This window comes from Novosphingobium fluoreni (assembly GCF_014196615.1).
In the GTDB taxonomy this organism is placed as follows: Bacteria; Pseudomonadota; Alphaproteobacteria; order Sphingomonadales; family Sphingomonadaceae; genus Novosphingobium; species Novosphingobium fluoreni.
Genome location: NZ_JACIDY010000002.1, coordinates 564,504 through 589,564 on the forward strand (window position 1 = coordinate 564,504; position 25,061 = coordinate 589,564).

Annotated in this window: 23 protein-coding genes, 2 tRNA genes and 1 other annotated feature; of the genes, 16 read left to right on the forward strand and 9 right to left on the reverse strand. The window is 63.2% G+C overall.

Translation table 11 applies throughout. From position 1 onward, the window contains the following. Positions 1-24 precede the first annotated feature (24 nt). Positions 25-918, forward strand: coding sequence for an ABC transporter permease (locus tag GGR39_RS06425; RefSeq protein WP_183616344.1), 894 nt, complete (start codon positions 25-27; stop codon positions 916-918). A gap of 39 nt (positions 919-957) precedes the next feature. Here the strand turns inward: GGR39_RS06425 and hspQ are convergent, their stop codons facing one another. After that, on the reverse strand, positions 958-1,338 hold the full coding sequence (gene hspQ / locus GGR39_RS06430; protein WP_183616345.1) for a heat shock protein HspQ: 381 nt from the start codon (positions 1,336-1,338) through the stop codon (positions 958-960). A 156-nt stretch (positions 1,339-1,494) separates the two neighbouring features. Between hspQ and GGR39_RS06435 the strand changes: the two genes are divergently transcribed. Next, positions 1,495-1,584 (forward strand) — tRNA-Ser (locus tag GGR39_RS06435). A gap of 151 nt (positions 1,585-1,735) precedes the next feature. On the opposite strand, the gene GGR39_RS06440 is transcribed toward GGR39_RS06435, so the two are convergent. After that, positions 1,736-2,089: a hypothetical protein gene (locus GGR39_RS06440; RefSeq protein WP_183616346.1), complete on the reverse strand. Its 354-nt coding sequence runs from the start codon at positions 2,087-2,089 to the stop codon at positions 1,736-1,738. 551 nt (positions 2,090-2,640) lie between these two features. On the opposite strand from GGR39_RS06440, the gene katG reads away from it, so the two are divergent. Beyond that, positions 2,641-4,914, forward strand: coding sequence for a catalase/peroxidase HPI (gene katG, locus GGR39_RS06445; RefSeq protein ID WP_183616347.1), 2,274 nt, complete (start codon positions 2,641-2,643; stop codon positions 4,912-4,914). Positions 4,915-5,048: 134 nt separating this feature from the next. Then, on the forward strand, positions 5,049-5,312 hold the full coding sequence (locus GGR39_RS06450; RefSeq protein WP_058735818.1) for a DksA/TraR family C4-type zinc finger protein: 264 nt from the start codon (positions 5,049-5,051) through the stop codon (positions 5,310-5,312). Between the two features lie 45 nt (positions 5,313-5,357). Here GGR39_RS06450 and GGR39_RS06455 read toward each other — a convergent pair whose 3' ends face one another. Then, positions 5,358-6,836, reverse strand: coding sequence for a SulP family inorganic anion transporter (locus GGR39_RS06455; RefSeq protein WP_183616348.1), 1,479 nt, complete (start codon positions 6,834-6,836; stop codon positions 5,358-5,360). Between the two features lie 66 nt (positions 6,837-6,902). Next, positions 6,903-6,958, reverse strand: a sequence feature (sul1 is cis-regulatory element that is thought to sense ions involved in sulfur or methionine metabolism; They are found in Alphaproteobacteria). A gap of 223 nt (positions 6,959-7,181) precedes the next feature. Here GGR39_RS06455 and GGR39_RS06460 point away from each other — a divergent pair. From GGR39_RS06460 to GGR39_RS06475, 4 genes are all read left to right on the forward strand, one after another. Next, positions 7,182-8,468, forward strand: a complete 1,287-nt coding sequence (locus tag GGR39_RS06460; protein ID WP_183616349.1) for a PepSY-associated TM helix domain-containing protein — start codon at positions 7,182-7,184, stop codon at positions 8,466-8,468. 420 nt (positions 8,469-8,888) lie between these two features. Next, entirely contained in the window at positions 8,889-11,084 is a 2,196-nt protein-coding gene (locus GGR39_RS06465; RefSeq protein ID WP_183616350.1) for a TonB-dependent receptor, read from the forward strand. A gap of 177 nt (positions 11,085-11,261) precedes the next feature. Beyond that, complete coding sequence (locus tag GGR39_RS06470) at positions 11,262-12,518, forward strand: PQQ-dependent sugar dehydrogenase (protein WP_183616351.1); 1,257 nt, start codon at positions 11,262-11,264, stop codon at positions 12,516-12,518. A 159-nt stretch (positions 12,519-12,677) separates the two neighbouring features. After that, positions 12,678-12,754 (forward strand) — tRNA-Arg (locus GGR39_RS06475). Between the two features lie 199 nt (positions 12,755-12,953). On the opposite strand, the gene GGR39_RS06480 is transcribed toward GGR39_RS06475, so the two are convergent. Further along, positions 12,954-13,421 (reverse strand): GreA/GreB family elongation factor, encoded by a 468-nt coding sequence (locus tag GGR39_RS06480; protein ID WP_183616352.1) that lies wholly within the window; start codon positions 13,419-13,421, stop codon positions 12,954-12,956. Between the two features lie 115 nt (positions 13,422-13,536). Next, on the reverse strand, positions 13,537-14,574 hold the full coding sequence (locus GGR39_RS06485) for an aldo/keto reductase (protein ID WP_183616353.1): 1,038 nt from the start codon (positions 14,572-14,574) through the stop codon (positions 13,537-13,539). A gap of 385 nt (positions 14,575-14,959) precedes the next feature. Between GGR39_RS06485 and rsgA the strand changes: the two genes are divergently transcribed. Both rsgA and GGR39_RS06495 read left to right on the forward strand, forming a co-directional pair. Further along, positions 14,960-16,000 (forward strand): ribosome small subunit-dependent GTPase A, encoded by a 1,041-nt coding sequence (rsgA, locus tag GGR39_RS06490; RefSeq protein ID WP_246388379.1) that lies wholly within the window; start codon positions 14,960-14,962, stop codon positions 15,998-16,000. Continuing rightward, positions 16,001-16,156, forward strand: a complete 156-nt coding sequence (locus GGR39_RS06495) for a hypothetical protein (protein ID WP_183616354.1) — start codon at positions 16,001-16,003, stop codon at positions 16,154-16,156. It begins immediately after the preceding gene. Here GGR39_RS06495 and GGR39_RS06500 read toward each other — a convergent pair. Further along, entirely contained in the window at positions 16,153-17,562 is a 1,410-nt protein-coding gene (locus tag GGR39_RS06500) for an ABC1 kinase family protein (RefSeq protein ID WP_183616355.1), read from the reverse strand. The genes GGR39_RS06495 and GGR39_RS06500 overlap by 4 nt on opposite strands. Positions 17,563-17,696: 134 nt before the next feature. Here GGR39_RS06500 and GGR39_RS06505 point away from each other — a divergent pair, with 134 nt between their 5' ends. From GGR39_RS06505 to GGR39_RS06520, 4 genes are all read left to right on the forward strand, one after another. Further along, positions 17,697-17,972: a UvrB/UvrC motif-containing protein gene (locus tag GGR39_RS06505; RefSeq protein WP_183616356.1), complete on the forward strand. Its 276-nt coding sequence runs from the start codon at positions 17,697-17,699 to the stop codon at positions 17,970-17,972. A 111-nt stretch (positions 17,973-18,083) separates the two neighbouring features. After that, on the forward strand, positions 18,084-19,280 hold the full coding sequence (locus tag GGR39_RS06510; RefSeq protein WP_183616357.1) for a hypothetical protein: 1,197 nt from the start codon (positions 18,084-18,086) through the stop codon (positions 19,278-19,280). Between the two features lie 18 nt (positions 19,281-19,298). Then, on the forward strand, positions 19,299-20,651 hold the full coding sequence (locus GGR39_RS06515) for a lipopolysaccharide biosynthesis protein (protein ID WP_343055799.1): 1,353 nt from the start codon (positions 19,299-19,301) through the stop codon (positions 20,649-20,651). Next, positions 20,651-21,751: a glycosyltransferase family 4 protein gene (locus GGR39_RS06520; protein WP_183616358.1), complete on the forward strand. Its 1,101-nt coding sequence runs from the start codon at positions 20,651-20,653 to the stop codon at positions 21,749-21,751. Before GGR39_RS06515 ends, GGR39_RS06520 begins: the two co-directional genes overlap by 1 nt. Here the strand turns inward: GGR39_RS06520 and GGR39_RS06525 are convergent. Next, entirely contained in the window at positions 21,708-22,601 is an 894-nt protein-coding gene (locus GGR39_RS06525) for a glucosamine inositolphosphorylceramide transferase family protein (protein WP_183616359.1), read from the reverse strand. The genes GGR39_RS06520 and GGR39_RS06525 overlap by 44 nt on opposite strands. 206 nt (positions 22,602-22,807) lie before the next feature. Here GGR39_RS06525 and GGR39_RS06530 point away from each other — a divergent pair, with 206 nt between their 5' ends. Both GGR39_RS06530 and GGR39_RS06535 read left to right on the forward strand, forming a co-directional pair. Continuing rightward, complete coding sequence (locus tag GGR39_RS06530) at positions 22,808-23,614, forward strand: hypothetical protein (protein ID WP_221225976.1); 807 nt, start codon at positions 22,808-22,810, stop codon at positions 23,612-23,614. Between the two features lie 34 nt (positions 23,615-23,648). Next, positions 23,649-24,029: a hypothetical protein gene (locus tag GGR39_RS06535; RefSeq protein ID WP_183616361.1), complete on the forward strand. Its 381-nt coding sequence runs from the start codon at positions 23,649-23,651 to the stop codon at positions 24,027-24,029. 14 nt (positions 24,030-24,043) lie between these two features. On the opposite strand, the gene GGR39_RS06540 is transcribed toward GGR39_RS06535, so the two are convergent. Then, complete coding sequence (locus GGR39_RS06540) at positions 24,044-24,595, reverse strand: DedA family protein (protein WP_343055801.1); 552 nt, start codon at positions 24,593-24,595, stop codon at positions 24,044-24,046. A gap of 123 nt (positions 24,596-24,718) precedes the next feature. Continuing rightward, the gene (locus GGR39_RS06545; RefSeq protein WP_221226007.1) at positions 24,719-25,045 is read right to left on the reverse strand and encodes a Rieske (2Fe-2S) protein; all 327 of its coding nucleotides are present in this window, start codon (positions 25,043-25,045) and stop codon (positions 24,719-24,721) included. Positions 25,046-25,061: the final 16 nt, after the last annotated feature.

Below are 25,061 nucleotides of genomic sequence, written 5' to 3' on the forward strand. Positions count from 1 at the left end.
CGGTCAGCCGATAGGCGCGGGACCATGGCCGATCAACCCTCTTCGGCGGACCTCATTTCGCCCGCCGCCATTCCGCAACCCCGGTCGTTTCCGGCCCGCACGTTTCCGGCTATGGGTGAGCCCGTGATTCACCAAGTCAACTGGGTGGGGCTCAAGACCCTTTATATGAAGGAAGTGCGCCGGTTCTTCAAGGTGCAGACCCAGACGATCTGGGCCCCCGCCATCACGACGATGTTGTTCCTGGTGATCTTCACCGTCGCACTGGGGCGGGGCGGCAAGGAAGTGCTGGGCGTGAATTTCGCCACCTTCGTCGCGCCGGGCCTCATCGTGATGGGGATGATGCAGAACGCCTTTGCCAACGCCAGCTTCTCGTTCCTGGCGGGCAAGATCCAGGGCACGATCATCGATTTCCTGATGCCCCCGCTGACCGAGGGCGAACTGATGCTGGCGATGACGGCGGCGGCGATGACCCGCGCTTTGCTGGTCGGCCTGGCGCTGACCGGTGGGATGCTTCTGTGGCCGCAGGTTCATCTGCACGTTGCGCACCCCTGGGCCGTCATCTGGTTCGCGCTGATGGGGTCGGGGTTCCTGGCGCTGCTGGGGTTGCTCTCTTCCGTCTGGGCGGAAAAGTTCGACCATAACGCCGCCATCACGAACTTTGTGATCGCACCGCTGTCGCTGCTATCTGGCACGTTCTACGTGATTGATAACCTGGCGCCCGCGTTTCAAACGGTCAGCCGCTTCAACCCGTTCTTCTATGTGATCTCAGGCTTCCGCTTCGGCTTCCTAGGGCGCAGCGACATCGGCGATACCAATATGGCGGTGCTGCATTCCGCCATCGGCCTGGGTGTGCTAAACGCCGTGCTATGCCTGACCACCTATCTGGTGCTGCGCTCGGGCTGGAAGCTGAAGAGCTGAGCCTCCAGCCGCCGCGGTCAATCTCACGGCTGACCTGCCTCAGTGCGCCATGCCGCGCCGGATCTGATAGTGCCCGTCCGCGAAGTCGTCGAAGATCTGCGTGATGGAGGGATGGTCCACCGGTCCGCCATCACCGTCCTCCAGCAAGTTCTGCTGGCTGACATAGGCCACGTAGCTGGAATCGTCGCTCTCGGCCAAAAGGTGATAGAACGGCTGCTCGCGCAGCGGCCGCAGCTCTGCCGGGATGGATTCGTACCACTCCTCGCTGTTGGCGAAGACGGGATCGATATCGAAGACCACACCGCGAAAATCGTGAGACTTGTGCCGCACGATATCGCCGATGGCGAAGCGGGCCCGCGCCTTGCGCGGCGCTTCGATGATGCGGCCAGCCTGGGGGGAGAAGAAAGAAGCACGGTTCATGCATGAAGATATAGGCCCGCCCCCGGGGCCAAACAAGCGAGGGACTAGCGCTCATCCCCCGCGATCGCGATAAAGGGCTTGGCAAGCGGCCAACCTTGAGCTAACCGCGCCCCTCGCTCGACCAGCGGGACACCCCGCACAGCGCAAGACCTCTGCGGAGAGGTGGCAGAGTGGTCGAATGCGCCGCACTCGAAATGCGGTGTACGGGAGACCGTACCGTGGGTTCGAATCCCACCCTCTCCGCCAGTAGGCTTCGGTCTCCTTTAAATCGAACTTATGGCCAATGGTGCCTGTGCGGATTGCGTAATCGTTCTGATTTATGGGTTGTCTATTAGCGCAGGTTGCCCAGTCCCGTTTGCGCTCTTATTTCTGCCGCCGACAGCTTCAGCGATGCTCGTTATTGGTCGTGCGTTTCGAATTTCGATATTTCACCGGTTGTGAAAAACTGATTGCCCCAGGGTGCAGCACAGCCAATATCGACTTCGGCTTGATTACTGTGCCTATGGATGACATGCAGCGTCGAGATCGCGGCTTCGGTGTGCTTGAGCCAATCGGCAGCGGCCATTTGCGCGCGCAAGAGTTGGCCGATCAATCGTCGACATTGGGAAATAGGTAATTCTGACCTACGGACGCCCTCGATAGCTTCCGTAGAGAAGCGCAAATGTTCCACATACGCGCTAATTAGTGCTTCGACCGCGGTGTTTGCTTCCGCCGCAACAACGACGACAGCCGCTTTGTCCAGATTAATCATAAACCCTCCTTCTCAAACGCGCTTCGAGACGACATTTTTATGCTGATTTTGATCGGCCGTGAATCTCCTCTCCTAGCGTCGGCCTTTATTCGGCATTGAATATGTGGCTATTTCGAAGTGCCTGTAGACTCAGCTCGGCATCATGGGACCGCGAGCTGCGGTCTTGAAGAAGCGCGATCATTCAGGTGATGCAGGCTACTTTGGGATTTCTGGACTTAAGCCCTGATGATCATCATGTCGCACAGCTTGATGAAGTGAGCGGGTAGACTTGGGATATCCGCATGAATTCTTGCCGGAAGATTATGCCCGATCGATGCAAACGGGTGGCAAAGATCATCTGTTGGACGATCACCGGCACTGACGTGAAGGCAAGCGCCGACCCGGTCGGCCATAGTCGCCAGCCCTTCTATGTATATCCGGAGCGGAGCCCAACTTTAGCCGGATTGTCCGGGAAAGATGGGCGATGACTGTCATCGGTCTTCTCGATTTGGCGCGCGCTCGGATTTGCGGATAACACTCCATCAGTCGCTACGTTCGACAGGGGAGCTTATATGAAAAAGACGCATCTATCGCTGATCGCGATCGCAGTTTCGCTCGTCACATCGCCGGTGATCGCCGCGCAGCCCAAGGCCAAGCCCAACAGGCCGGCCACCGCCGCCAAGACGGTCACGCAGGATCCGCCGGCACCGGTGATGCAAAAGCCCGGCGGCATGACTAACCGCGACTGGTGGCCGACCCGGCTTGACCTGACGGCCCTGCGCCAGCACGAAAATACCGGGGCGAACCCTTATGGTGCGGATTACAATTACGCCAAGGAGTTCGCGAGTCTGGACCTGGCTGCGGTTAAGGCGGACATTCGCCAGACGCTTCATACGTCCCAGCCGTGGTGGCCGTCTGATTATGGCAACTACGGTCCGTTCTTCATCCGCATGGCGTGGCATAGCGCCGGTACCTATCGCATGGGTGACGGTCGCGGCGGGTCGGACGGTGCCGAGCAGCGCTTCGATCCGTTGAACTCGTGGCCGGACAACGTCAATCTCGACAAGGCTCGCCGCCTGGTCTGGCCGATCAAGCAGAAGTATGGCGCCAAGTTGAGCTGGGGCGATCTGATGATCTTGACCGGCAACGTTGCGCTGGAAGACATGGGCTTCAAGACCGTGGGCTTCGCGGGCGGTCGCGTCGATGCCTGGGAGCCTGACGTGGTTTTCTGGGGCCCTGAGACCAAGATGATGGGCACGGAGCGCTCCAATCCGGATGGCACGCTGAAGCATCCGCTGGCCGCGACGACGATGGGCCTGATCTACGTCAACCCTGAAGGACCGGGCGGTAATCATGACCCGATCGGGGCCGCCGCCGACATTCGCCACGCCTTTGGCAACATGGCGATGGACGATGAAGAGACGCTGGCGCTGATCGCGGGCGGACACACGTTCGGCAAAGCCCATGGTGCGCATCCGCAGAAGGAATGCGTTGGGGTTGAGCCAACCGCAGCGACCACTGAGCAGCAGGGCTTTGGCTGGAAGAACAAGTGCGGCAAGGGCAATGCCGAGGACACGGTCACTTCGGGCCTGGAAGGCGCATGGTCATCCGATCCCACGCACTTCACCAATGAGTACGTCAACAACCTGCTCAATTTCGACTGGGTGAAGACCAAGTCCCCGGCCGGGGCCACGCAGTGGATCCCCGCCAAGGGCGCAGGGGCAGATCTAGTCCCCGATGCTCATCTGCCCGGTGTGCGCCATGCCCCGATCATGTTCACGACGGACATCGCGCTGAAGGAGGACCCTGCGTTCAAGGCGATCCTGGTTCGCTGGCAGAAGAATCCCGAGCAGTTCGCACAGGCCTTTGCCCGGGCGTGGTTCAAGCTGACCCATCGCGATCTTGGCCCGCAATCGCGCTATCTGGGGGCGGACGTACCGAACCAGAGCTTCAGCTGGCAGGACACCCTGCCGCAGGCGAGCTTTGCGCCGGTCGACGCCGCCGATCAGCAACGGCTCAAGACGATGGTGCTGGCCTCGGGGCTGAGCGAAGCGCAACTGATCCGGACCGCCTGGGCCTCGGCCTCCAGTTTCCGCAGCACCGACATGCGCGGTGGTGCCAACGGTGCGAGGCTCAGGCTTGACCCGCAGCGTGGCTGGGCGGTGAATGACCCTGCCGAGCTGGCAATGGTGCTGGACAAGCTGACCCAGGTTCAGACGCAGTTCGGCAAGCGCGGGCATCAGGTCTCCATGGCCGACCTGATCGTGCTGGGCGGCAACGCGGCGATCGAGCAAGCGGCGCAGCGTGGCGGATACAAGGTGGCCGTCCCCTTCACGCCGGGCCGCGTCGATGTTGACCAGGCGCGTACGGATGTGAAATCGTTCGCCAACCTGGAGCCCAAGGCCGATGGCTTCCGCAACTACTACAACCCCACGGCGGACGTCAGTCCGCCGGAGGAACTGGTGCTGAAAGCCGATGCGCTAAACCTGACGGTGCCCGAGATGACCGTACTGGTAGGCGGTCTGCGATCACTGGGCGCAAACAGCGGCGGTTCGCGGAATGGTGTGCTTACCAACCGCGCGGGAACATTGAGCAACGACTTCTTCGTGAACCTTCTGTCGATGGACAACGTCTGGTCCAAGGCATCGACCGAGGGGCTGTACGAAGGCCGGGACCGGGCAACCGGTGCGGTGAAGTGGACGGCGACGCCAGTCGACCTGATCTTCGGATCGAACTCGGAACTGCGCGCCGTATCGGAAGTCTATGCGTCCGACGATGCCAAGCAGAAGTTCGTGACGGACTTTGTGGCCGCCTGGACCAAGGTCATGAACGCCGATCGCCTCTGAATACGGCCATTCGGCTGAACACGGCCCACCCGGCGAGGAAGCTGCGCGCCGGGTGGGCTTGTTATTGAAATCAAAGGATTGAACGAGGGGACTGGGTTTCCCACATCGTTTGGGGGGCAACGCAAGAGTTCGAAATGGCCGGTGGATGGTCGCGCGATGGCGCGGTGCAGGATCAGATCGATGACACGGTAAGCGATGCCGTGCGCGGTGCGCGCGCCCGGATGCCTGCGGGCGAGGGGTTGGAGCATTGCGAAGAATGCGGCCAGGCTATTCCCGTTCGCCGCCGGGAAGCTTTGCCGGGGGTGCGCACCTGCGTGGCCTGCCAGAGCGAGCGCGATAAGGCGGTGGTCCATTCTCAGATCAACCGCCGTGGCAGCAAGGACAGCCAGCTACGGTGAACTGAGCACAGACGCCGGAAGGCCTTGCCGCGCTATGCTCGGCTCCTAACCAACTCGCGCCAAGGTGGGCGACAGACGATCCACCAGGATGGCGCTGGCCTGGTTCAGTCCCACGACGTCGACCACAATACCGTGATGCCGCAGCCGCGTGACCACGTCCTCAAGTGCGCCGACGGCCGTAATGTCCCACAAGTGGCTTTGCGTCAGGTCTATGCGCACCTTTCCGGCCGTGTCGCGCAAATCGAACTGATCGGCAAAAATATCCGCGCTGGCGAAGAATACCTGGCCCGAGATGGTGTAGGTGCGCGTGTCGGTCGCCTCGTCATAAATATCCGTCACCTCCATCATGCGCGTCACCTTGGAGGCGAAGAACACGCCGCTCAGCAGCACTCCTACCGCCACGCCCGCGGATAGATCATGCGTCGCGACGGTGACGATGACGGTCGCCAGCATGACGAAACCCGAAACCTTGGGATGACGGGCAAGGTCGCGGATCGATCCCCAGGAAAACGTGCTGATCGATACCATCACCATGATCGCGACAAGGGCGGCCACGGGAACTTGCGCTACCCAGGGCCGCAGTGGCACCATCACCAGCAGCAGGAAGACACCCGCGACCAGGGTGGAGAGGCGTCCGCGTCCACCGTAGCGGACGTTGCCCACGGTTTGCCCGATCATTCCGCAGCCGGCGATGCCGCCAAACAGCCCGGCGGCGACGTTTGCCAGACCAAGGCCGGTGCATTCGCGGGCCTTGTTGCTAGTGGTCTCCGTCAGGTCATCGACGACGCTGGCGGTCATCATCGATTCCAGCAGGCCCACCGCTGCCATCGCAAGGGCGTAGGGAAACACGATGCGCAAGGTGTCCCAAGACATCGGCACGCCGGGCCAGGTAAAGGAGGGCAGGGAGGAAGGCAGTCGGCCCAGATCGGCGACGGTATGGATCGGCATCGGGTAGGCCAGGCTGATCCCGGTGAGGACGACGATGCAGATCAGAGGTGAAGGGATGGCCTTTGTCACCCGGGGTGCCAGATAGATGATCGCCAGTCCTCCGGCGATCATGGCGTAGGTGTGCCAGGTGACATTCAGCATCTGCGGCACCTGGGCCGAAAAGATGAGGATGGCGAGCGCGTTGACGAAGCCGGTCCTGACCGAGCGCGAGACGAAGCGCATCAGGATATCCAGCTTCATCAGGCCGAATACGATCTGCAGCAGTCCGGCCAGAAGCGTCGCGGCCAGCAGGTATTGCAGTCCGTGGGAATGAACCAGCGCCGCCGCGACCAGCGCCACGGAACCTGCCGCGCCCGAAATCATCGCCGGTCGACCGCCTGCGAAGGCCAGGACGATGCCGATCATGAAGGACGCGAACAGGCCGACTTCGGGATCGATGCCCGCCACGAAGGAAAAGGCGATGACTTCCGGGATCAGGGCAAAGGTGCCCACCATGCCGGCAAGGATATCGCGACGCGCACCGGCGGCGCTGTCGAACCATTCGGCGCGATACCGCGCGAGGGATGTTGTTTGCATGTTGGAAAACCGACGATGTCGCGAGGCGGGGCTTACGTGGACCGAAAGCGATCGGCCCGCGACGAACGTTATCCGGCGGATCGGCGGCCGGAATAGCCACCCGGAGTTTCACCGGGTCCTTGCGAATGACCGGCCTGTAGCGCGGCAAAACCGATAGCGCAATCACCCCCCGACCACACCGATCCGGCCGCGCGACTCCGGGCTTGGCCGAAATTGCAATGGACCCGTGCGGCTTGGCCGTTCCGCAGCCTCGCCAAAGCGGGTGTAAGTTCTTCGACGAGGGACGGGCAACAAGGGCAACTTGCCGGCGGCCGAAAGCCAGGTGAGTTTATTGGTGGGCGCAAGATGGGCAAGCCGACGCGATTTCAGACCGCGAACGTACTGATCCACCGATATCTCGGGTTGCTGCTGGCCGTTTTCCTGATCATCATCGCCGTCACTGGCAGCATCATCGCCTGGTACGACGATCTGGAACGCAGCTTCAACGCACCGATGCGCGTCGTCCAGCCTCAGCCGCAGGGATGGACCGTGCGCGATGCGTTACGGATCCGGGCCAAGCTGGAGGCGCAGGATCCGCGATCGCACGTCTTCTCGCTGCAGTTTCCGCAACAGCCGGATCAGTCGCTTTTCTCCCGTGTGATGCCCGCCATCGATCCCGCATCCGGCCAGCCGTTCCCGCTCGATTACGATGAGGTTTTCGCCAATCCCTATACGGGTGAGCGGCTGGGCCAGAGGATGATCGGACAGCCATCGGTTAAGGGCTCAGGCCTGTTTTCGTTTCTCTACTATCTCCATTACGCGCTCTTGTTCCCGCTGGGGCTGGGGATCCTGCTGATCGGCATTCTGGGCCTGGCGTGGGCACTGGAGAGCCTGATCGGGCTCTATCTGACGCTGCCGCCAAAGCTCAAGCCGGCCAAGCCCGGCGTCAGGCAGCGCTCGTTCCTGCAGCGGTGGTCCACATCGTGGAAGCTCAGCAAGGGCGCGCCGCCCGCGCGGCGCCTGCTCGATCTGCATCGCGCTTCCGGTTTGTGGCTGTGGCCGTTGTTGCTCGTCTTCGCGGTGACCGGCTTTGCGCTGAACCTTGGTGGAATGTACGCCGGTGCCGTCAACCTGTTTGCCGATTATACGCACTTTCAGGAGCGGCCCCCCGTCCCGGCGCTGGCTGAACCGCTGATCGATCCGCCGGTGACGTGGTTCCAGGCAGCAGACCTGGGTCAGCGCTATTTCGAGGAGCAGGCCAGGGCGCATCGGTTCACCCTAAAGCAGCCCGCCGCGATCGAGTATCGCCGCGACCTGGGCGTTTATTTTTACCTCATGCACACGTCGCGCGATCTGCTGGACGGGCAGGGCAATCCCACGGAAACGGACTCTCCGGCCACCGCCGCCACGATAGCCATCGATGCGCGAAGCGGCAGATTCCTGGGGCTGCAGCTCCCGACAGGGCAGCATGGCGCGAACACCGTCACCAGTTGGCTGATGGCGCTGCACGTCACGGCGATCGGCGGGCGGCCCTGGCAAGTGGCCGTCTCCCTTATCGGGCTGGTGGTCGCAACGCTTTGCGCCACCGGGCTGCTGTTGTGGTGGCGACGACGCAAGATGCGCCAACCGGTTGCTAGGGCCCGGCGCACATGATCTCGGCCAAAGATGAGTGGGCTATACGTATATGGCCATCATTACAAAGGCGGTGGCCCATCATGCAATGAGCGCTCAAGCCCCTCGCTGATACGATCCTCCAGTCAGATCAGAGGCAGGGGCGACAAGGAAGTTTTCCGGACTTGCTCGTGAGCGGCTGAGGCGACCTAGGGGCAACAACTTCATCGCGTCATCACAGTTTCGGTGAACCGGGAAGGTGTGGCCATGCGCTGCCAGATCGCTGGTGGCGCCAGGTCGTGCAAGCGGCAGCTCACAGCCTCGATGGATCAATACCGTAAGAGGGCGCGCCGCCGTCAGGCGACAGTGCCCCGCGCAGGAAGAACAAAAACGTCTTTAGGGAATGGGGGTATTATCGTGGGTAAACAGAGTATTCGTGCGTCCGTCATGGCTTCGGCTTCGATGGCTGGTTTGCTGGCGCTTGCCCTGCTTCCGGCAACCGCAATGGCGCAGGAGGTGGGCTCGACAGCAGGCGCTAACGGCAGCCTCAGTTCGGATATCATCGTCACCGCGCAAAAGCGCGAGGAACGGCTTCAGGATGTTCCGGTACCCGTGACGGCCGTCACCGCCAGTGCCCTGCTGGAACAGAACCAGCTGAAGGCGCAGGACTTTTTCTCCAGCGTTCCGGGCTTGAATCTGCAGTTCCAGAACAACCGCGCCAATCTTTCGATCCGTGGCATCACGACAGGACCTGCCACGGGCAATCCGGTGGTCGGCTATACCATCGATGACGTGCCTTATGGCTCATCGGCCGGCCTTGCGGGCCTGTTCGGCAGCGCGCCCGATCTCGATCCGTCGGAACTGGCGCGCATCGAAGTGCTGCGCGGGCCGCAGGGCACGCTCTATGGCGCCAGCAGCATGGGCGGCCTGGTCAAGTACGTGACGGTCGATCCTTCCACCGAAGGCTTCAGCGGCGTGGTCGGCGCGGGTCTCAACACTATCCGCGGCTCGGGCGGCGATGTGGGCTACAACGTGCGCGGTGCCGTCAACGTGCCGGTCACCGAGACAGTCGCCGTGCGCGCCAGCGCCTTCACGCGTGAAGACCCGGGCTATATCGACAACATCGTGACCGGGCGTGACAATGTGAACAAAGTCCGCGTCACCGGCGGTCGGCTGTCTGCGCTATGGAAGCCGTCTTCCGATTTCTCGCTGAAGCTGAGCGCGCTGATCCAGGAACGCAAGATTTTCGGCTCCTCGGACGTCGATAGCAGCACCGGATCGCGGTATAAGCAGACCAACCAGTTCGGCACCGGGCCTAGCGAATGGAAGAACCAGAGCTATAGCGCGGTCATCAACGCCTCGCTGGGCAATTCCATGCTGACGTCACTCACCGGTTATTCGATCAGCGACAACTACGACACGGTGGACTTTTCGGCCGCGGCGCTGACGGCCCTTTGGCCCGATGTCTATGGCAACCCGCAAGTGACGCGCTGGGCAACGACGCTGCGGCAGGAATACCGCGTCAAGAAGTTCTCCCAGGAAGTGCGCGTCTCTACGCCTATCACCGATGATATCGACTGGATCGTCGGAGGCTTCTTCACCAAAGAGGCCACGAAATACGCCATCATCACGTTCGCCACGGACGCCACCAATGGTGATGTCTATGGCCTGCCGATCGTGTGGCGAGACAACCTGACATTCAAGGAATATGCCGGGTTCACCAACCTGAGCGTGCGCCTTTCCGATCGTTTCGATCTGCAGGGCGGCTTGCGCTATAGCGAGAACAAGCAGCGGCTGCACCATCGCGAGTTCACGTTCTTCGGGCCGCCCGAAGGCCTGTTCTCGACTCCCTCGTCGAAGGGACATGCGCTGACGTACCACTTCACCCCGCGCTTCAAGATATCGCGCGACCACATGATCTACGGGCGGATCGCCAGCGGCTACCGTCCCGGTGGGCCGAACGCCACGTGCGACGTGGGCATTCCCTGCTCCTACCGGCCCGACAAGACGGTGAACTACGAATTGGGCGCCAAGGGCGATCTGTTCGACCGCTCACTGTCCTATGACATTTCGCTCTACCTGATCGACTGGAAGGATATCCAGGTGACGCAGGTCGCGCCCAGCGGCACCTTCAACTACAACGCGAACGCCAACCGGGCGCGGAGCCGCGGCGTCGAAGCCTCGTTCGAAGCCAGGCCGACCGAGGGGCTGACGCTTACGGCCTGGGGCGCGTACACAGATGCGACTCTGCGCGAGGATTTCACCGCACTCAGCGCCGTCTATGCCGCCAAGGGGGACCGCCTGCCATATTCCAGCCGTTGGTCGGGCCGCGTGTCCGCGAACCAGGAGGTCCCCTTGAGCGAAACTGTAACCGGGTTTGCCAATCTGGCGGTCAGCTATGTGGGGCTGCGCAAGGGCGAATTCGTGCCCTCGGCCGCGCAGGCGGCCTTGCGTCAGACCTACCCAGCCTACACTCAGTTCGACCTCAATGGCGGTTTTAAGGGCGACACCTGGCGGGTGAACCTCTTCGTTCAGAACCTGACGAACAAGCGTGGCTTTACCGGTGGCGGGTTCAACAACCAGACTACGTTCAACCCGCTCTGGTTTAACTACACCCAGCCGCGCACCCTGGGCGTCAACGTCGAAAAGACATTCTGACCGACTGACCTGCGCCTTTCCTAGTGTGAAAGCGGCAGGCGTCGACGGTGATCGATGCTTGTCGCTTTGACAGGAAGGGCAGGGGGATTCGCATTATCGCGATATCGACCATGGCGGCGGGGCGCGGACAAGCGCCGTATCTGCCCCGCCGTCACGGTTCTGAATGGAAGGTTCATCATGCGTTTGACCACCCCTTTGCGGCATCTGATTTGCGCGGGGATCGCGCTGAGTACCGCGCTGCCGCTTCACGCTGACCCGCAAGAAGTCGGCCTGACGCCGGTCGCGGTCGGTCCCGGGCCCTTCACCTATGACACAGCAGAGCAGCATGGATTGCGTGTGGATGTCCTCGCGCGGGGGTTGGCGCATGGCTATGCGTTTGCCTTTCTGCCGAATGGCGACGCGCTGATCGTGGAACGCGGCCAACGTCTGCGATTCCTGCGTGGAGCCACGGGCGAGCGGCCCACGCTGGCACCTCAGCCGATCGCCGGCCTTCCAGATTTCAGCAAACAGCCTCATGTACTGCCCGATGACGTACTGGGCATACAGGACGTGGCGCTGGCGAATGACTTTGCCACCAGCGGGACCCTTTATTTCACCTACAATCGCCCGGTCGCCCTGGATGCGAAAGCAGGGCGGCTGACGGTCACCACCATCGTCGCGAAGGCGCGATTGCGCGACATGCGGCTGGTCGAGGTCAAGGACATCGTGGTTGGAGAAACCGTGATCGGAGCCGGGGGATCGCGCATCCTCGTTGCGCCCGACCAGACCCTGTATGTCAGTGTCGGCGCGCTCAGCACTGGGGACATCCAGTCCGCCCAGCGCACGGATAGCATCTACGGCAAGGTGCTGCACGTCACCGCCGACGGGAAGCCGGCGCCGGGCAACCCGTTTGTAGCGACGAAGGGCGCTCGGCCCGAAATCTACAGCTACGGGCATCGTGATCCGCTGGGCATCGCCTTTGACGCGAAGGGCAACGTCCTGGCCTCTGAGCACGGACCGATGGGAGGCGATGAACTCAATCGCATTCAGCCGGGGCGCAACTACGGCTGGCCGCTCTTCACGTATGGCACGGAGTATGGGGGATCGCCGCTTCCCAGGACGCCGGTCGGCCCCGGCACCGAGCCGCCGCTGATGATCTGGATGCCTGCGATCGCGCCGGCCGGGATCACCGTCTACAGCGGGGACAAGTTCCCGGCATGGAAAGGCAATGTCTTCATCGCCAGCGCCCGGCGCGGTGAGATCAACGGTACCGGCTCGCTGGTCCGCGTGGTGCTGGACGACAAGCTGCAGGAATTGCGGCAGGAAATGTTGCTTGGGGATCTGCACCAGCGCTTCAAGGATGTGCGGCAAGGGCCCGACGGCTTGCTCTATGCCTTGACCGACGAGGATGAGAGCGTGCTGCTGCGAATCAGCCCGGCGAAGCCTTCAAACTAGGACCGGGTTCGCCGGCCCCGCCGTGTATGACTTGTGGTCGTTTCTGCGGGCCGGGCGGACGAAAAATCCGGAATGCGTCCCAATGGCAAAAAAACTTCAACAGGCATCGTTTCTCGGCTTGCCAACATATCGAACCGCTTCTATTGGCAGCCCTCCAACGCGCCCGTAGCTCAGCTGGATAGAGCATCAGACTACGAATCTGAGGGTCGGACGTTCGAATCGTTCCGGGCGCACCACAAACCCCCGTCAGGTCTAAAGACCCGGCGGGGGTTTCTGTTTGTGGCGGTAATGCCTTTGGTAAACGCCATCTGAGGCGCGATGCCAGTCCTGATCATTGACGCCCAGCGTCGGGCGACTTCCCCAGTGTGGCCGGCGGTTGATCTGACGACGGCGCATTCCGCCAGACTACATCAGCTGGTGAAACCTGCCGCAGCCTCAAGCTTCCAGAGGCGCGATCTCCAATATCTCTATAAGAGCGCCACTGTCGCCAAACGGAACCTCCTCGCCGACGCCCACATCCATGATCGCACGGCAAAGAGGAGCGGAAAACGCGAGCAGACCTTTCTTGGGATTGGCTTCGTCGTCGCCGACGATCGCGATCGTCCGCTGCTTTCCGTTCATCCTGATCGTGACCCGGCAACCGAAAGCGACGTGCGAGCAGTCGGGCATGTCCATCAGTTGTGCCGTGGCCAACCGGGTCCGCCAGTACCGCAGCGTTCGCCGCGTTGCCGTGAGTGCCGACTCGTCAGTGAGGGTCGGCAGCATCGCTTCCAACTCTGCGACCTTCGATCCGATCAGTGCCAGCCCGCGTGGCGTGACCAGATTGGGGCCGGGCGGAAGCGGCAGCTCGAACTTGGGTTCGAGATGCTCGTCATCCCCTTCGCGCCGAAACGCGACGCTCATCGCTTGTACTCCGTCATACCCCATGGCCTGCCACACCCACAGGCGTCCGCCAAGCCGCGCGGCGTAAAGCTCGCGATCGCAGACCAACTTCGTGGCGATGCGATGGTGGCTCCGCCTATCGCCGTTGCGCCAACAGATCGCGCTGCAGTTGCCCTTGGCGTTCGAACATCCAGCCGGGGTATTCCTGCGGGATCGCGCTCACTTTATCGAGCGCGGCCAGTTCATCACTGGTGAGGTCGATTTCGGTCGCGGCCAAGTTGTCCGTCAACTGGTCGGGACGTTTCGCGCCCACGATCACGCTTGTCACCGATCGCTGGTGCAGTAGCCAGGCCAGCGCGATGCGCGCTACGGATACGCCATGGGCCTCTGCAATGGGCCGCAGGGCCGCGATGACGGAATCGCCACGGCTCGGTTCGACGGGCGGGAACGCGAAAGCTGCGCGGCGACCTTCGCCAGGTTCGTTCGCGCTGTACTTACCCGAGAGAAAGCCACCGGCGAGCGGGCTCCACACCATCAACCCCACTTCTTCCGACATCAGCATCGGCGTGATCTCACGTTCCAGTTCGCGGCCGACAAGCGTGTAGTAGGCCTGCAGCGATGCCAGGCGGTGGAGGCCTAGCCGTTCCGCGATCCCAAGTGCCTTGGTGATCTGCCATGCCGCCCAGTTCGAAACGCCGATATAGCGGACATGGCCATGCTGAACGAGCGTATCGAGCGCCCGCAGCGTTTCCTCGATCGGGGTCACCGGATCGAAACCGTGAATCTGGTAAAGATCCACATGGTCAAGCTGGAGCCGCTTCAGGCTCGCCTTGCAGGCATCGATCAGATGATACCGAGAGGCGCCACGGGCGTTCGGGCCTTGACCCGTTGCACCGAAACCTTTGGTGGCGACAATGATCTCATCACGCTTCAGGCCCAGGTTGCGAATGGCTTGACCGGTGATCTCTTCCGATGTCCCGTCCGCATAGACGTCGGCGGTGTCGATGAAGTTGACCCCGCCTTCGACCGCGGTGCGAACGAGCGTATCGGCGTCATCCTGGCCAAGCTGGCCGATCTTCCCCCACATGCCGGCGCTGCTGCCACCAAACGTCATCGTGCCCAGACAAATCTCGGAAACGAACAGGCCGGTGCGGCCGAGGTTATTGTAGCGCATGAGGGGAAATGGCCTTTTGGAAGGTGTTCAGCGAAGCAACGCTCCAACGGCCGCTCGGTTCAAACTTTTTCCTCGTCGCCCACTCCATAGCGGTGCCGCCGCCGCCGCCCACGGAGACGGGAGCAGCGTGCGCTTGCCTGCTGGCCGTGCGCGACGGATTGGTCTAGGCGCAGGTTCCAAGGCTTAGCGCCCAGCAGCTGCCCAGATAGTACCTTTGGAAACGGAGCGACCGACATTCCACGCAAACCCAATTACGATTTCGAGCGTCGTGAGCGCGAACGGCTCAGGGCCGAAGAGGCCGCGAAGAAGGCGTTAGCCAAGGCCAACAAGCGCGCGGAGCAGCAGGGAACGCTGGACCCGGATCAGTCAGGGGGCGCCTGAGCCCTTGGCGGAAACTACCAATCCTGTCCTGGCGCAACTGGGCTGGAGGCCTTTCTTCAGCGAACAGGTCACCCCCGAGCAGCGCGGCTCTTGCCAGCCTGTGCGGGTGATGTCGGTCCATCGGGGACGCGTGACGGTTTCGGGCGAGGGGATCGAGGATTCGATCTCGTCCAAACTGCCCCATGGCGACGGAGCGGAGAAACGGCCGACGGTTGGCGACTGGCTGCTGATCGACCGGGAAACGCGTGATCTCGTGCATATTCTGGACCGGGCGAGCCTGTTCAAGCGTCCGGCTCCCGGCGATCAGCGCCGCGTGCAATTGATTGCCGCCAATGTCGATACGCTGTTCATCGTGACGTCCTGCGATCAGGACTTCAACGTCGCGCGATTGGAGCGCTATCTGGTGCTTGCGGGTGAGGTGGGTGTACGCGCCGTTGTGGTCCTGACGAAAGCCGACTTGTCTTCCGATGCCGATGCCTTGGTTGAGGCTGCGCGCGCGCTCCAGGCGGATCTGCAGGTGGAGCTGGTCAACGGGCGCGATCCGAGCAGTGCCGACAAGCTCGCGCGGTTCTGTGGGTTTGGTCAGACCGTGGCTTTGGTGGGGTCGTCCGGTGTCGGCAAATCGACCTTGGTCAACACCCTTACGGGATCGACCAATATCGAGACCCAGCCCGTGCGAGAAGACGACGGGAAGGGCCGGCATACGACCACAGTCCGCCAGATGCATCGTCTCGCGCCCGGTCTGGATGGAGGCGGGTGGCTGGTGGACACGCCAGGCATGCGCGAACTTCAGATGTCCGAGGTCGCCGCTGGCGTGACGGAAGTTTTCGACGACGTGGCGGCCATAACGCTGGATTGCAAGTTTGCGAACTGCACGCACGCGGACGAGCCGGAATGCGCCATACGCGCCGCCATGGCGGACGGTCGGCTCGACCCCGCCCGCGTGGACCGCTGGCGCAAGTTGGCGGAAGAGGATGCGGTGAACAGCGGCGCTGCGGCATTGCGTCGCTCACGCGCCGATAAAGGCCGCGACAGGAGACGATGATTGGCTGATCTGTATCTACGCGCGCTGGAATCCGAACGCAGGCAATTGTGGGCCGAATGTCGGATGAAGGGCCTTGCCAGAGACACGCCGCAGCGTCTCCGGATCAGCGAGCTGGACAAGCTGCTGGCGGAACACAAGGCAAAATCATCCCGCTAAACCAGAGAGGCGGGCGGACGAGGCACGGTCTCTGATCGATCGTCCTGGTTATCGCCGAGAGCGTGCTGGGGGTGTCTGCTTTCAGATGTGATCGCAGCCGCCGCTAGTTCGCGGACCTGCACGCGAGCTCTCAGCCGGGCTGCCAGCAGCGCCGTGCCGCTGACCTTGCGCTGGACGAACAGGGTGTCCACCGGCGGCACGTGCCAGGCGGCGCGATCCGCCAGCATCGCTTCAGCCTCCTGACGCACGACCGGTACGAAAGCGCGGTCTCCAAAATCGAACGGCCCCTCCCGGTTCATGGCAGCATCGATCGCGCGGATGATGCGATCGATCGCTGGACGATGCGCGGTATCGGCTCCCGGGCCGATAAAACCCGTCTCCAGCGCAGTCTCGCGCACCTTATCCAGATCGCGCGCCAAACCAGCTTCGATCAAGCGCCGGTAGGCGTCCGAGGTCTGGGCCAAAACTGGGCGGGCGGCGCCGAAATCCAGCAAGACCAGCGTCTTCGTATCCGACTGCCAGCGGTAGTTCGCGAAGTTGGGGTCGGTCTGCATCACACCGAAGGTAAAAAGCTCGCGCAAGACCAGTTCGATCAGCGCGGTCATCGCTGCGTTGCGATCGGCCTGTGACGCGGTGGCGAGGTTCTCGATCGGAGCGCCTGCCACGAAGCTCATCGCCAGCACGCGCGGCGTGGTGAGCGCTTCCTCCAATACGGGCACGACATAGCGCGTATCTCCGCTGAGCAGATCGCCAAACCGCTGCAGTTCGCGGCCCTCGCGCAGATAGTCCGTTTCCTCAGCCAACTGTCGCTTGGCTTCTGCCAGCAGCGGAGCGAGGTCGATGGTGGCAGGAAGCATGTTCGAGATACGCAGCAAGGTCGCCACGTTGTCGACATCGGCGTCGATGCTGTCGGCTACGCCCGGATACTGCACCTTTATCGCCAGCACGCGGCCATCGGGCAGGGTAGCCCGGTGGACCTGACCGATCGAAGCGGCCGCGATCGGCGTCGCCTCGAAATGGCGGAAGCGACGGCGCCAGTCAGCGCCCCACTCCCGCTTTAGCACACGATCGAGCTGAGCGGGGGGCATGCGCTGCGCCTGGTCTCTCAGCCGGGCGAGGATGGTCGACAGCTCCGCAGGCAGAACATCCCCGGCGTCCATTGAAATCATCTGCCCCAGCTTCATGGCCGCGCCGCGCAAGTGGGCAAGCCGGTCGGCCAGGCGAGCCGCATTGCCAGGCGTCAGGATAAGGTCGTTGAGGCGGGGGCGCTCCCCCTGGGCCAGCCGTCGCGCGCCTTCGGCGAGCATGCCACCCGCCACGCCGCCGGCGAGCCGCCCGAATGTGCTAAGCCTTGATAGACGCCCGCGCGGAACCGCACGTGAGCCACTTTTGCGATCTTCCGTCATCCCGCCATAGCCTTCACGGGGCAGGTCGGTTCCACGGCGTACCGCCGTTGCCCTCAGGGGTATGGTGAAGCCTGCTTTTCCTAAGGCGTTGCACCCGCTCGATCCGAAGACCCGGTTGGGGCGTTATAGTCGCCATGACCGATACGATCGAGGAACTGCGCAAGAAGATGGAGGCGGCGGCTGCCGCCCTCGACTTCGAAGAAGCCAGACGATTGCGTGATGTGATCAGCCTCATGCGGGGTGGGGCAACCGCAGACGAGGCGGCAACGGCGGACCTTTCCGGCCTGACGCGGCAACAGCAGGGTGCGATGGGACTGGGCACGAGCCAGGAGCGTCTCGCGCCTCCTTCCGGATGGACCCCGCCCACCAAGCCCGACTTGATGACGAAAGGACGAGGCAAGCGGCGGTAGTATTTCTCCAGTAGCGACGGAGCGCACGGGCGCGCTGGTCGCTCCCGCGCTTCTGTAACATTCTTTGTCTAACGCGATGCGGGTTTTGTGCGGCCGTGGAGTCGATGAACGATGCGCATCGGATTCCTATTCAACCACGATCAGATTCACCAGGTGGCGCACAGCTTGCCAATCGCGCTCGCCATGGCAGAAGTTGATTGTTCGGACGAGATCATCGTCGCCACAACCAACGCCCGCCTCGCGGCAGAAGTACGCCGGATTGCCGGTGAGGCGATTGGGCAGAGCATAGAGCATGTCGAGCTTTCGCCATCGAAGCTGACCCGCCGCGTCGATGGCGTGCTGGGGCGGGTCGTGCCTGCATCCAAGCTGCTTATCTATCGTGACAATCTGCCGTTCTTCCGCAGCCTGGATGTGCTGGTCGTGGCGGAAAAGACTTCGCTGGTGCTGAAGGATCGCTATGGCCTGCATGACCTTGCGATCGTCCATACCCGTCATGGCGCCGGCGATAGGGCGATCGGTTTCGATCCCGCCAGCGCCCGGTTCGACCATGTTCTGTGTTCAGGTGCCAAGGTCCGCGCGCGGCTTATCGAGGAGGCACGGGTCCCGGCAGATAACATCAGCGTGGTCGGTTATCCCAAGTTCGATCTGGTGCGTGACGCACCCACCCATCGCTTTCTGCCGACGGTGGAAAAGGCGGTGTTCTACAACCCCCACGTCTCCCCACACCTGTCTTCCTGGTACAAACACGGCCATGCGGTGTTCGATACCTTCGTCGGCGATCCCTATTACGGCCTGCTGTTCGCACCGCATGTCATGCTGTTCGAACGGCCCTTCGTGGTCACGATCGACAAGCTGACGCTGGACCGTGCAGGCGACATACCGATGCGATTCCTGCGCGGAGACAACATCAAGATCGACCTTGGCAGCCGCGCTGCGACCGACATGACCTATACCTTGTCCGCCGATATCTACCTCGGCGATGCCAGCAGCCAGGTGTACGAGTTTCTGCTCAGGCCACGGCCCTGCATCTTCCTCAACAGCCATCGTCATGCGTGGAAGGGCGATCCCAACTTCCGGCATTGGACGCTGGGCGAAGTGATCGAGAGCCCCGACGAGCTGCCGGACGCACTTAAACGCTGTGATGATTTGCACGAGCGGATATATAGCGCGACCCAGCAAGAACTTTTCGCCGAGAGCTTTGACATCACCAACACGCCGTCGTCCGTTCGCGCCGCCGATGCCATCGCGCGATTTGCCGAGGGACGGCGTACGCGGTCTCGTCACCTCAAGCTTGCGCCGGCCGCCTAAGCGGCTGGTCGAAGGATCGTGGGACCGTCCGCCGTGCTGAGTGCCACCGTCCCGGTGGATGCGTCGTCCCGTCAAAAGGTGCGCGGCAATGTTCGGCGTATCTTCTCAGGGCTGGGTCTAGTCCTGGGCGGCAAGGCCGGTGCCGGGCTGATCAGCCTGGCGTACCTGTTCCTGGCCACCCGCTTTTTGGGACCGGAAGAATACGGCGTCTTGGTCCTCGTCCACGCCTACGTCACCACCGTGTGCGGCGTGATCGAGTTTCCCGCCTGGCAGGCGATCGTGCGCTATGGCGCCGAGGCGGCGGCGGATGATGACCGGCACCGGCTTGGCCGCTTGTTGCGCTTTGGCGCGGTGCTGGAGCTTTCGGCGGGCCTCTTGGCGATCGCCTCGGCCTTCGTGCTGGTGCCCTATGTCGGGCCGCACCTGGGCTGGCCGCCAAAGGCGATGGCCTTTGCGCCGTTCTATGCGCTGGCCGTGCTGGGCTCCGTGCGCTCGACGCCGGCGGGCTACCTGCAATTGCTGGGCCGTTTCGATCTGCTGGGGGTGCATAATCTGGTGCAACCGGTGGTGCGGCTTGGCGGCTGCCTGTTGGTGATCGCCATGGGCTGGGGGCTGAAATCGTTCCTTGTTGTCTGGATGCTGGCCGCCGTGCTGGAATTCGCCGTGATGTGGGCGATGGGCCTCTGGCTGGCCGCGCGCGAACTGGGGCCGGCGCTGCGCCGTCCGGATGCGGGTCGAGTAACGCAGGAGAACGCCGGCGTCTGGCGCTTCATGCTGGCGACGAATGCGGACGTGACCCTGAGTGAGTTCGCGGGCCGCGCCGCGCCGCTGATCGTCGGATGGGTGCTGGGCCCTGCGGCTGCGGGCTTGCTTGCGGTGGCCCAGCGCGCGACGGTGATCATTGCGCAACCGGCACAGATTTTGGGCAACACTGCCTACGCGGAATTGGCCCACATCGTCGCGGCGGGGCAGGGCGGTCGGCCCTTGCGGCGCACGCTGATGCGGGTCGTGTCGATCGCGCTTCTGGCCACCGTTCCGGTCGTGCTGGTAGTGCTGGCGTTCCCCGCGTTCATCGTCCATTTGCTGGCAGGTTCACGCTTTGATGCCGCCGCCGCGCCGATGGTGCTGCTGGTGTTGGCCCGAGCCGTCGCCCTGGTCGCTCCTGCCTGTAGTTCGGCGCTTGCCGCGCTGGGGCAGCCATCGCGGTCCGTGATGGCAAACCTCTTCGCCAGCCTGGTGTTTCTGGGCGCACTGCCGCTATTGCTGGAGCGCTACGGGCTGATGGGGGCGGCTTATCAGGCGCTTGGCCAGGCGATCCTGGCCAGCGGCCTGCTAGTGATGTTGGTCTGGCGATCCAGCCTGCGGCACTGATGCGCCCCCGGATCGCCTACCTCATCAACTCGGTCGAGGGCGGGGGCGCGGCCCTGCCCGTGCCCGCGATAGCAAGCGTATTGCGCGCTTGCGGAGCGCAAGTGCGGGTCTTCGCCCTGACCCGCCGGGATGGTCGCGCGCTTCCGGCGATGGCGCAAGCCGGGCTCGATCCCTTGGTGCGAGACGGCGGGGAGACGGACCACCTGGCCGCCCATCACTGGATCAAGCGTGAGGTGCAGGCGTGGGGCGCAACCCACTTGTGGACATCGCTGAGCCGCGCAACGATCTTGGGGCTGCTTGCGGGTCCGGGCATGCATCTGCCGGTGATCGCCTGGCAGCATGCCGCATTCCTGAAGCCGTGGAATCGCCGTCTCCTGCGTCTGCTCCAGGCCAGAGCGAGCCTGTGGGTGGCGGACTCCGAGTGCGTGGCCGAACTCACGCGTGACAGGCTGAAAGTGCCCGCCGATCGGCTGGAGTTGTGGCCGATCTTCGCCGCAGATCCGTCCATGCCGACTGCGCGAAGCTGGCAGTCCGGCGAAATCCTGCGGATCGGCAGCCTCGGGCGCTTGCATCCGGTGAAAGGCTACGATGTCCTGGTCGCTGCTCTTGCCGAGCTGGCTCGCAACGGCTTTCGGGCGCCGGTCTCCTTCGAAGTGACGATTGCGGGCGAGGGCACCGAGCGGGCAAGTCTGGAAGCCGAGATCGCCGCACACGCCTTGCCGATGCGCTTGCCAGGCTATGTCGAGAACCCGCGCGATTACCTGGCGGCCCAGCATCTATACGTGCAGCCATCCCGATCCGAGGGCTTTTGCATCGCCGCGCATGAGGCGATGAGCGCCGGGCTGCCGGTAATCGCGTCACGAGTGGGCGAACTGGGCTTCACCATCGTCCCGGGCCAGACCGGATGGGTGCGGCCGCCGGGAGATGTCGGCGCATTCGCGCAAGCCCTGCGCATGGCGTTGAGCGACCCTGACAAGCTGGCGGCGATGGGGCAGGCCTCGCGCGCGCTGGTGCTGGAACGCTTCTCCCAAGCGCGGTTCGAGGCGGCGGGTCAGGCTATCTGGAGGCGCGTCGCAGCACTCGGCCCAGTTCGATCCTGAGGCCCGCCAGCGATCGGTCGACTGTCTTGACGTCGATCAGCGTCAGTGGCCCGCACGCCGAAAAAGTGTGCATCCCCTCACAGTTGCGGGGCGCTGTCGCGGGATAGGGCAAAGGATCGCCCGCGGTCGCCGAGAAATGGCCCTCGTCCAGTGTGTCGATCCATAACGGCCGGGTCGCCCCTCCGTAGGTTCGCGTGCAATCCTGCACCGGCAGCACGATGTGCCCGTCTATGATGATGGGCGTTCCGCCGGGCCGGGCAGACTGACGATCGCGCCGAACGGGATTACCGGGATGGGGCATCCAAGGCCCCGTCAGCGTGTCGGCCCAGGCCACATGAAGCTCTGCCACCTTGCTTTCCCGGCTGTGCGCCGATGCATAGAGCAGCCACCAGCGCCCGCCATGGCGCAGGATCGATGCGTCTACCGGCACGCAGTCCAGCGCGATGGTGCATTCCGCCCGCCAATCTTCCATGTCGCCATGAGCGCGATAGAGCGTCAGCGTGCCGGACCGATGCGCTTCTGGCAGCATCCAGGTCGCGCCTTCCCCCTCGAACACGAAAGGGTAGGACAAGTGCCAAGGCTCGGCCAGCGCCACCGAGCGATCTACAAGATTGAACTGCGCATCCAGGACGAGCCGCTCGATCCGCCCGTGGCGGGTGCGGTAGTCGTACTGTTCGACAAAGAGGTGAAGATCGGGCCCCCTCATTCTTCCGAAGGGGTCGGCCAGAAACGTGAACGCCGGCTCCTCGTCCAACCAATGCACCTGCGCGTCGGCGCTGCCGCTCACGATCAGTTGCGAAGCCGGGGTCCGCACGATGCCACAGCGCCAAATGTCCTTACGCCGTGGCATTTGGCCGCTTTCCGAAGCGAGGGTGGTGTCGGCAAGTCATGGTGATCGTGGGGTCCGCGGCGGCATGGACCGGGACAATGGCGGAGACATCCGCCACATTCAACGCCGGGCCGCAGATTGGGCCATCGCTGAATACCATTGACGGCATAGTGTCACGGATCAGTCTTAGGGACCGACTTTCCTGAACTTTGGGATCGATGGTGCCAATGCCGCTCCTCCTTGCACTTGCGCTGGCTGCGCTACCCGTCGGCTTTGGCGGTGGCTCGGCCGAAACTTTGCGGCGGTTGCCCGCGCCGGAGGCCAAGCAGGGCGTGGCTGTGGGCCCTCGCGATGTCTATGCGATCGCCAACTACCGGATCGCGCGGTACGACAAGCGCTCGGGTGAAAAACGCGCCGCTTGGGAGGGGGATCCACAGCGTTATCCGCACATCAACAGCTGTATCGTGGAGGCGCGTGAGCTGGTTTGCGCGGCGTCCAACTTTCCCCAGGTGCCGCAGGCCAGTTCGGTAGAGATTTTCGATGCCGCCACGCTGACGCACAAGCGCTCGGTGTCTCTGGGGATAGGGAGCGGCTCGCTGACCTTCGTGGATTGGCATCAGGGCGCATGGTGGGCGATGTTCGCCAACTACGACGGTCGCGGAGGAGAGCCGGGACGCGATCATCGTTACACGCAGCTGGTCCGCTTCGATGCCGAGTGGCGGCGGACGCAAAGCTGGGCGCTGCCTCGTTCCATCTTGGACAGGATCGCGCCGATGAGCATTTCCGGAGGCGGCTGGGGCCCGGATGGGCGGCTGTACCTTAGCGGACATGACTTGCCCGAGCTTTACGCGGTCGGCCTGCCCAACGGCGGCGCGACGCTGGACCATCTCGGCACGTACGCGATGGCGGCGGAGGGGCAGGCGATCGATTGGGACGAAACCAGCACGGGCCACTTCTGGGGCATCAGCCGCAAGGGTGGCGAGATGATCGAGATGAAGCTGGCTCTCGCCAAGGCGCCAAACCGCCCGGACTGATGACATCGCCATTGCCTTGCACGATAGGGCTGCGATGGCACGACGCGTTGTTACCGGGTGGAAATTGGACCTCGCCGATTGCGCTCGCCTGCTCGATCTCATTCCGGCACTGTTCCCTGACATCGTCGCCGATCATGTGACGTTGCGTTCGGGCACGGATGGAGACACGCCGCTACCCTGCAAGACGACCGGCGAAGTCGTCGGCGTCATCGACGATGGCTTGGGGATTCAGGCCCTGGTGGTGCGCATCGGTGGCACCACGGCGCGCGCTGATGGCTCGATCTTTCACATCACGTGGTCGCTTGATCAGGCCAAGGGCAGGCGCGCGGTGGAGAGCAATCAGGTTCTGGCAGAGAAGGGTTGGAAACCGCTGGCCCAGCCTATCGCGATCCGGCTGATCCCCGCCCGGTTCTGAGCGCTGCGGCAGGGTCAGGCCAGGGGCGCGGGTTGCTCGATCTGGCTGTCCCTATCGTCAGCCAACGACCGCCGCCGATTGTAGAGCAGGATCGCCCCCACCGCGACCACCACGAGCGCTATCGCCAGGATCGGGGCCAGCGAATGAAGCCGGCCAAAGGCGCGCTCGATGGCGTTGCCGAAGCAATAGCCCAGCGTCACGAAGACAAGGCCCCACACGACGGCGGCGACGGCATTGATTGCCAGGAACTTCATGCAGGAAAGGCGGGTGGTGCCGATGGCGATTGGGCTCACCGTGCGCAGGCCGTAGAGAAAGCGAAACGCGAAAACGAATAGCGTCGGGTGCTTATTGAATGCGGCCATGGCCTTGGTGAACGTGGGCCGGTGCTGCATCCGACGCACGAAGGGTCTCTCGCGAAAGCTCCGGCCGAGCAGGAAGAATAGCTGATCGGCCACGAACGATCCGGCAGCCGCAACCATGGCGGCGGGGAAGAAGGGCAGGAGGCCGCGGTGGACCATGATGCCGCTCAATACCACCACCGTCTCACCCTCGATACCGGCGCCCACGAACAGGCCGAGAAGCCCGTATGTCTGGATGATGTGATCGAGTGAAATGGTCCGGCCCTTTCGCGTGGATCCCCCTAGATCACTCTAAACCCCACGACGCGGCGGCTGTTCCGCCCCCCTTACTCACCCCGGCTGCGGCGAAGCCCCGGCGGTGACGATCCAATCCTCCTGGACCGCCACGGGCCAAGCTGTCAGCGACTGGCCGACGCAAGGGCCGCCCACGCACTTCCCATCCGCAGGACGAAACAAGGCACCGTGCCAGCTGCACAGTATGTGCGCGCCATCGGGCGTCATGTAATCGTCCAGCGTCTGTGCCAGCGGCAGGCCGGCGTGCGGGCAGCGATCGACATAGCCTGCAACCTCTTCCGCGCCGAGGCGCACGACGAAGCCGTGGAAGCGGCCGCTGCGCATCTGCAGGACGAAATTGCGGGCCGCGCCGGGGACGATCATGTCCGCCGGGCAGAGC

Bases quoted from the DNA above. Each gene is read 5' to 3' on its own strand.
- GGR39_RS06470 (WP_183616351.1), top strand. From the start codon at position 11,262: ATGCGTTTGACCACCCCTTTGCGGCATCTGATTTGCGCGGGGATCGCG.
- GGR39_RS06525 (WP_183616359.1), bottom strand. From the start codon at position 22,601: ATGCCACGGCGTAAGGACATTTGGCGCTGTGGCATCGTGCGGACCCCG.
- GGR39_RS06460 (WP_183616349.1), top strand. From the start codon at position 7,182: ATGGGCAAGCCGACGCGATTTCAGACCGCGAACGTACTGATCCACCGA.
- hspQ (WP_183616345.1), bottom strand. From the start codon at position 1,338: ATGAACCGTGCTTCTTTCTTCTCCCCCCAGGCTGGCCGCATCATCGAA.
- GGR39_RS06505 (WP_183616356.1), top strand. From the start codon at position 17,697: ATGACCGATACGATCGAGGAACTGCGCAAGAAGATGGAGGCGGCGGCT.
- GGR39_RS06485 (WP_183616353.1), bottom strand. From the start codon at position 14,574: ATGCGCTACAATAACCTCGGCCGCACCGGCCTGTTCGTTTCCGAGATT.
- GGR39_RS06480 (WP_183616352.1), bottom strand. From the start codon at position 13,421: ATGAGCGTCGCGTTTCGGCGCGAAGGGGATGACGAGCATCTCGAACCC.
- GGR39_RS06465 (WP_183616350.1), top strand. From the start codon at position 8,889: ATGGCTGGTTTGCTGGCGCTTGCCCTGCTTCCGGCAACCGCAATGGCG.
- GGR39_RS06535 (WP_183616361.1), top strand. From the start codon at position 23,649: ATGGCACGACGCGTTGTTACCGGGTGGAAATTGGACCTCGCCGATTGC.
- GGR39_RS06425 (WP_183616344.1), top strand. From the start codon at position 25: ATGGCCGATCAACCCTCTTCGGCGGACCTCATTTCGCCCGCCGCCATT.
- katG (WP_183616347.1), top strand. From the start codon at position 2,641: ATGAAAAAGACGCATCTATCGCTGATCGCGATCGCAGTTTCGCTCGTC.
- GGR39_RS06455 (WP_183616348.1), bottom strand. From the start codon at position 6,836: ATGCAAACAACATCCCTCGCGCGGTATCGCGCCGAATGGTTCGACAGC.
- GGR39_RS06440 (WP_183616346.1), bottom strand. From the start codon at position 2,089: ATGATTAATCTGGACAAAGCGGCTGTCGTCGTTGTTGCGGCGGAAGCA.
- GGR39_RS06545 (WP_221226007.1), bottom strand. From the start codon at position 25,045: ATGATCGTCCCCGGCGCGGCCCGCAATTTCGTCCTGCAGATGCGCAGC.
- GGR39_RS06510 (WP_183616357.1), top strand. From the start codon at position 18,084: ATGCGCATCGGATTCCTATTCAACCACGATCAGATTCACCAGGTGGCG.
- GGR39_RS06500 (WP_183616355.1), bottom strand. From the start codon at position 17,562: ATGACGGAAGATCGCAAAAGTGGCTCACGTGCGGTTCCGCGCGGGCGT.
- GGR39_RS06520 (WP_183616358.1), top strand. From the start codon at position 20,651: ATGCGCCCCCGGATCGCCTACCTCATCAACTCGGTCGAGGGCGGGGGC.
- GGR39_RS06450 (WP_058735818.1), top strand. From the start codon at position 5,049: ATGGCCGGTGGATGGTCGCGCGATGGCGCGGTGCAGGATCAGATCGAT.
- GGR39_RS06530 (WP_221225976.1), top strand. From the start codon at position 22,808: ATGCCGCTCCTCCTTGCACTTGCGCTGGCTGCGCTACCCGTCGGCTTT.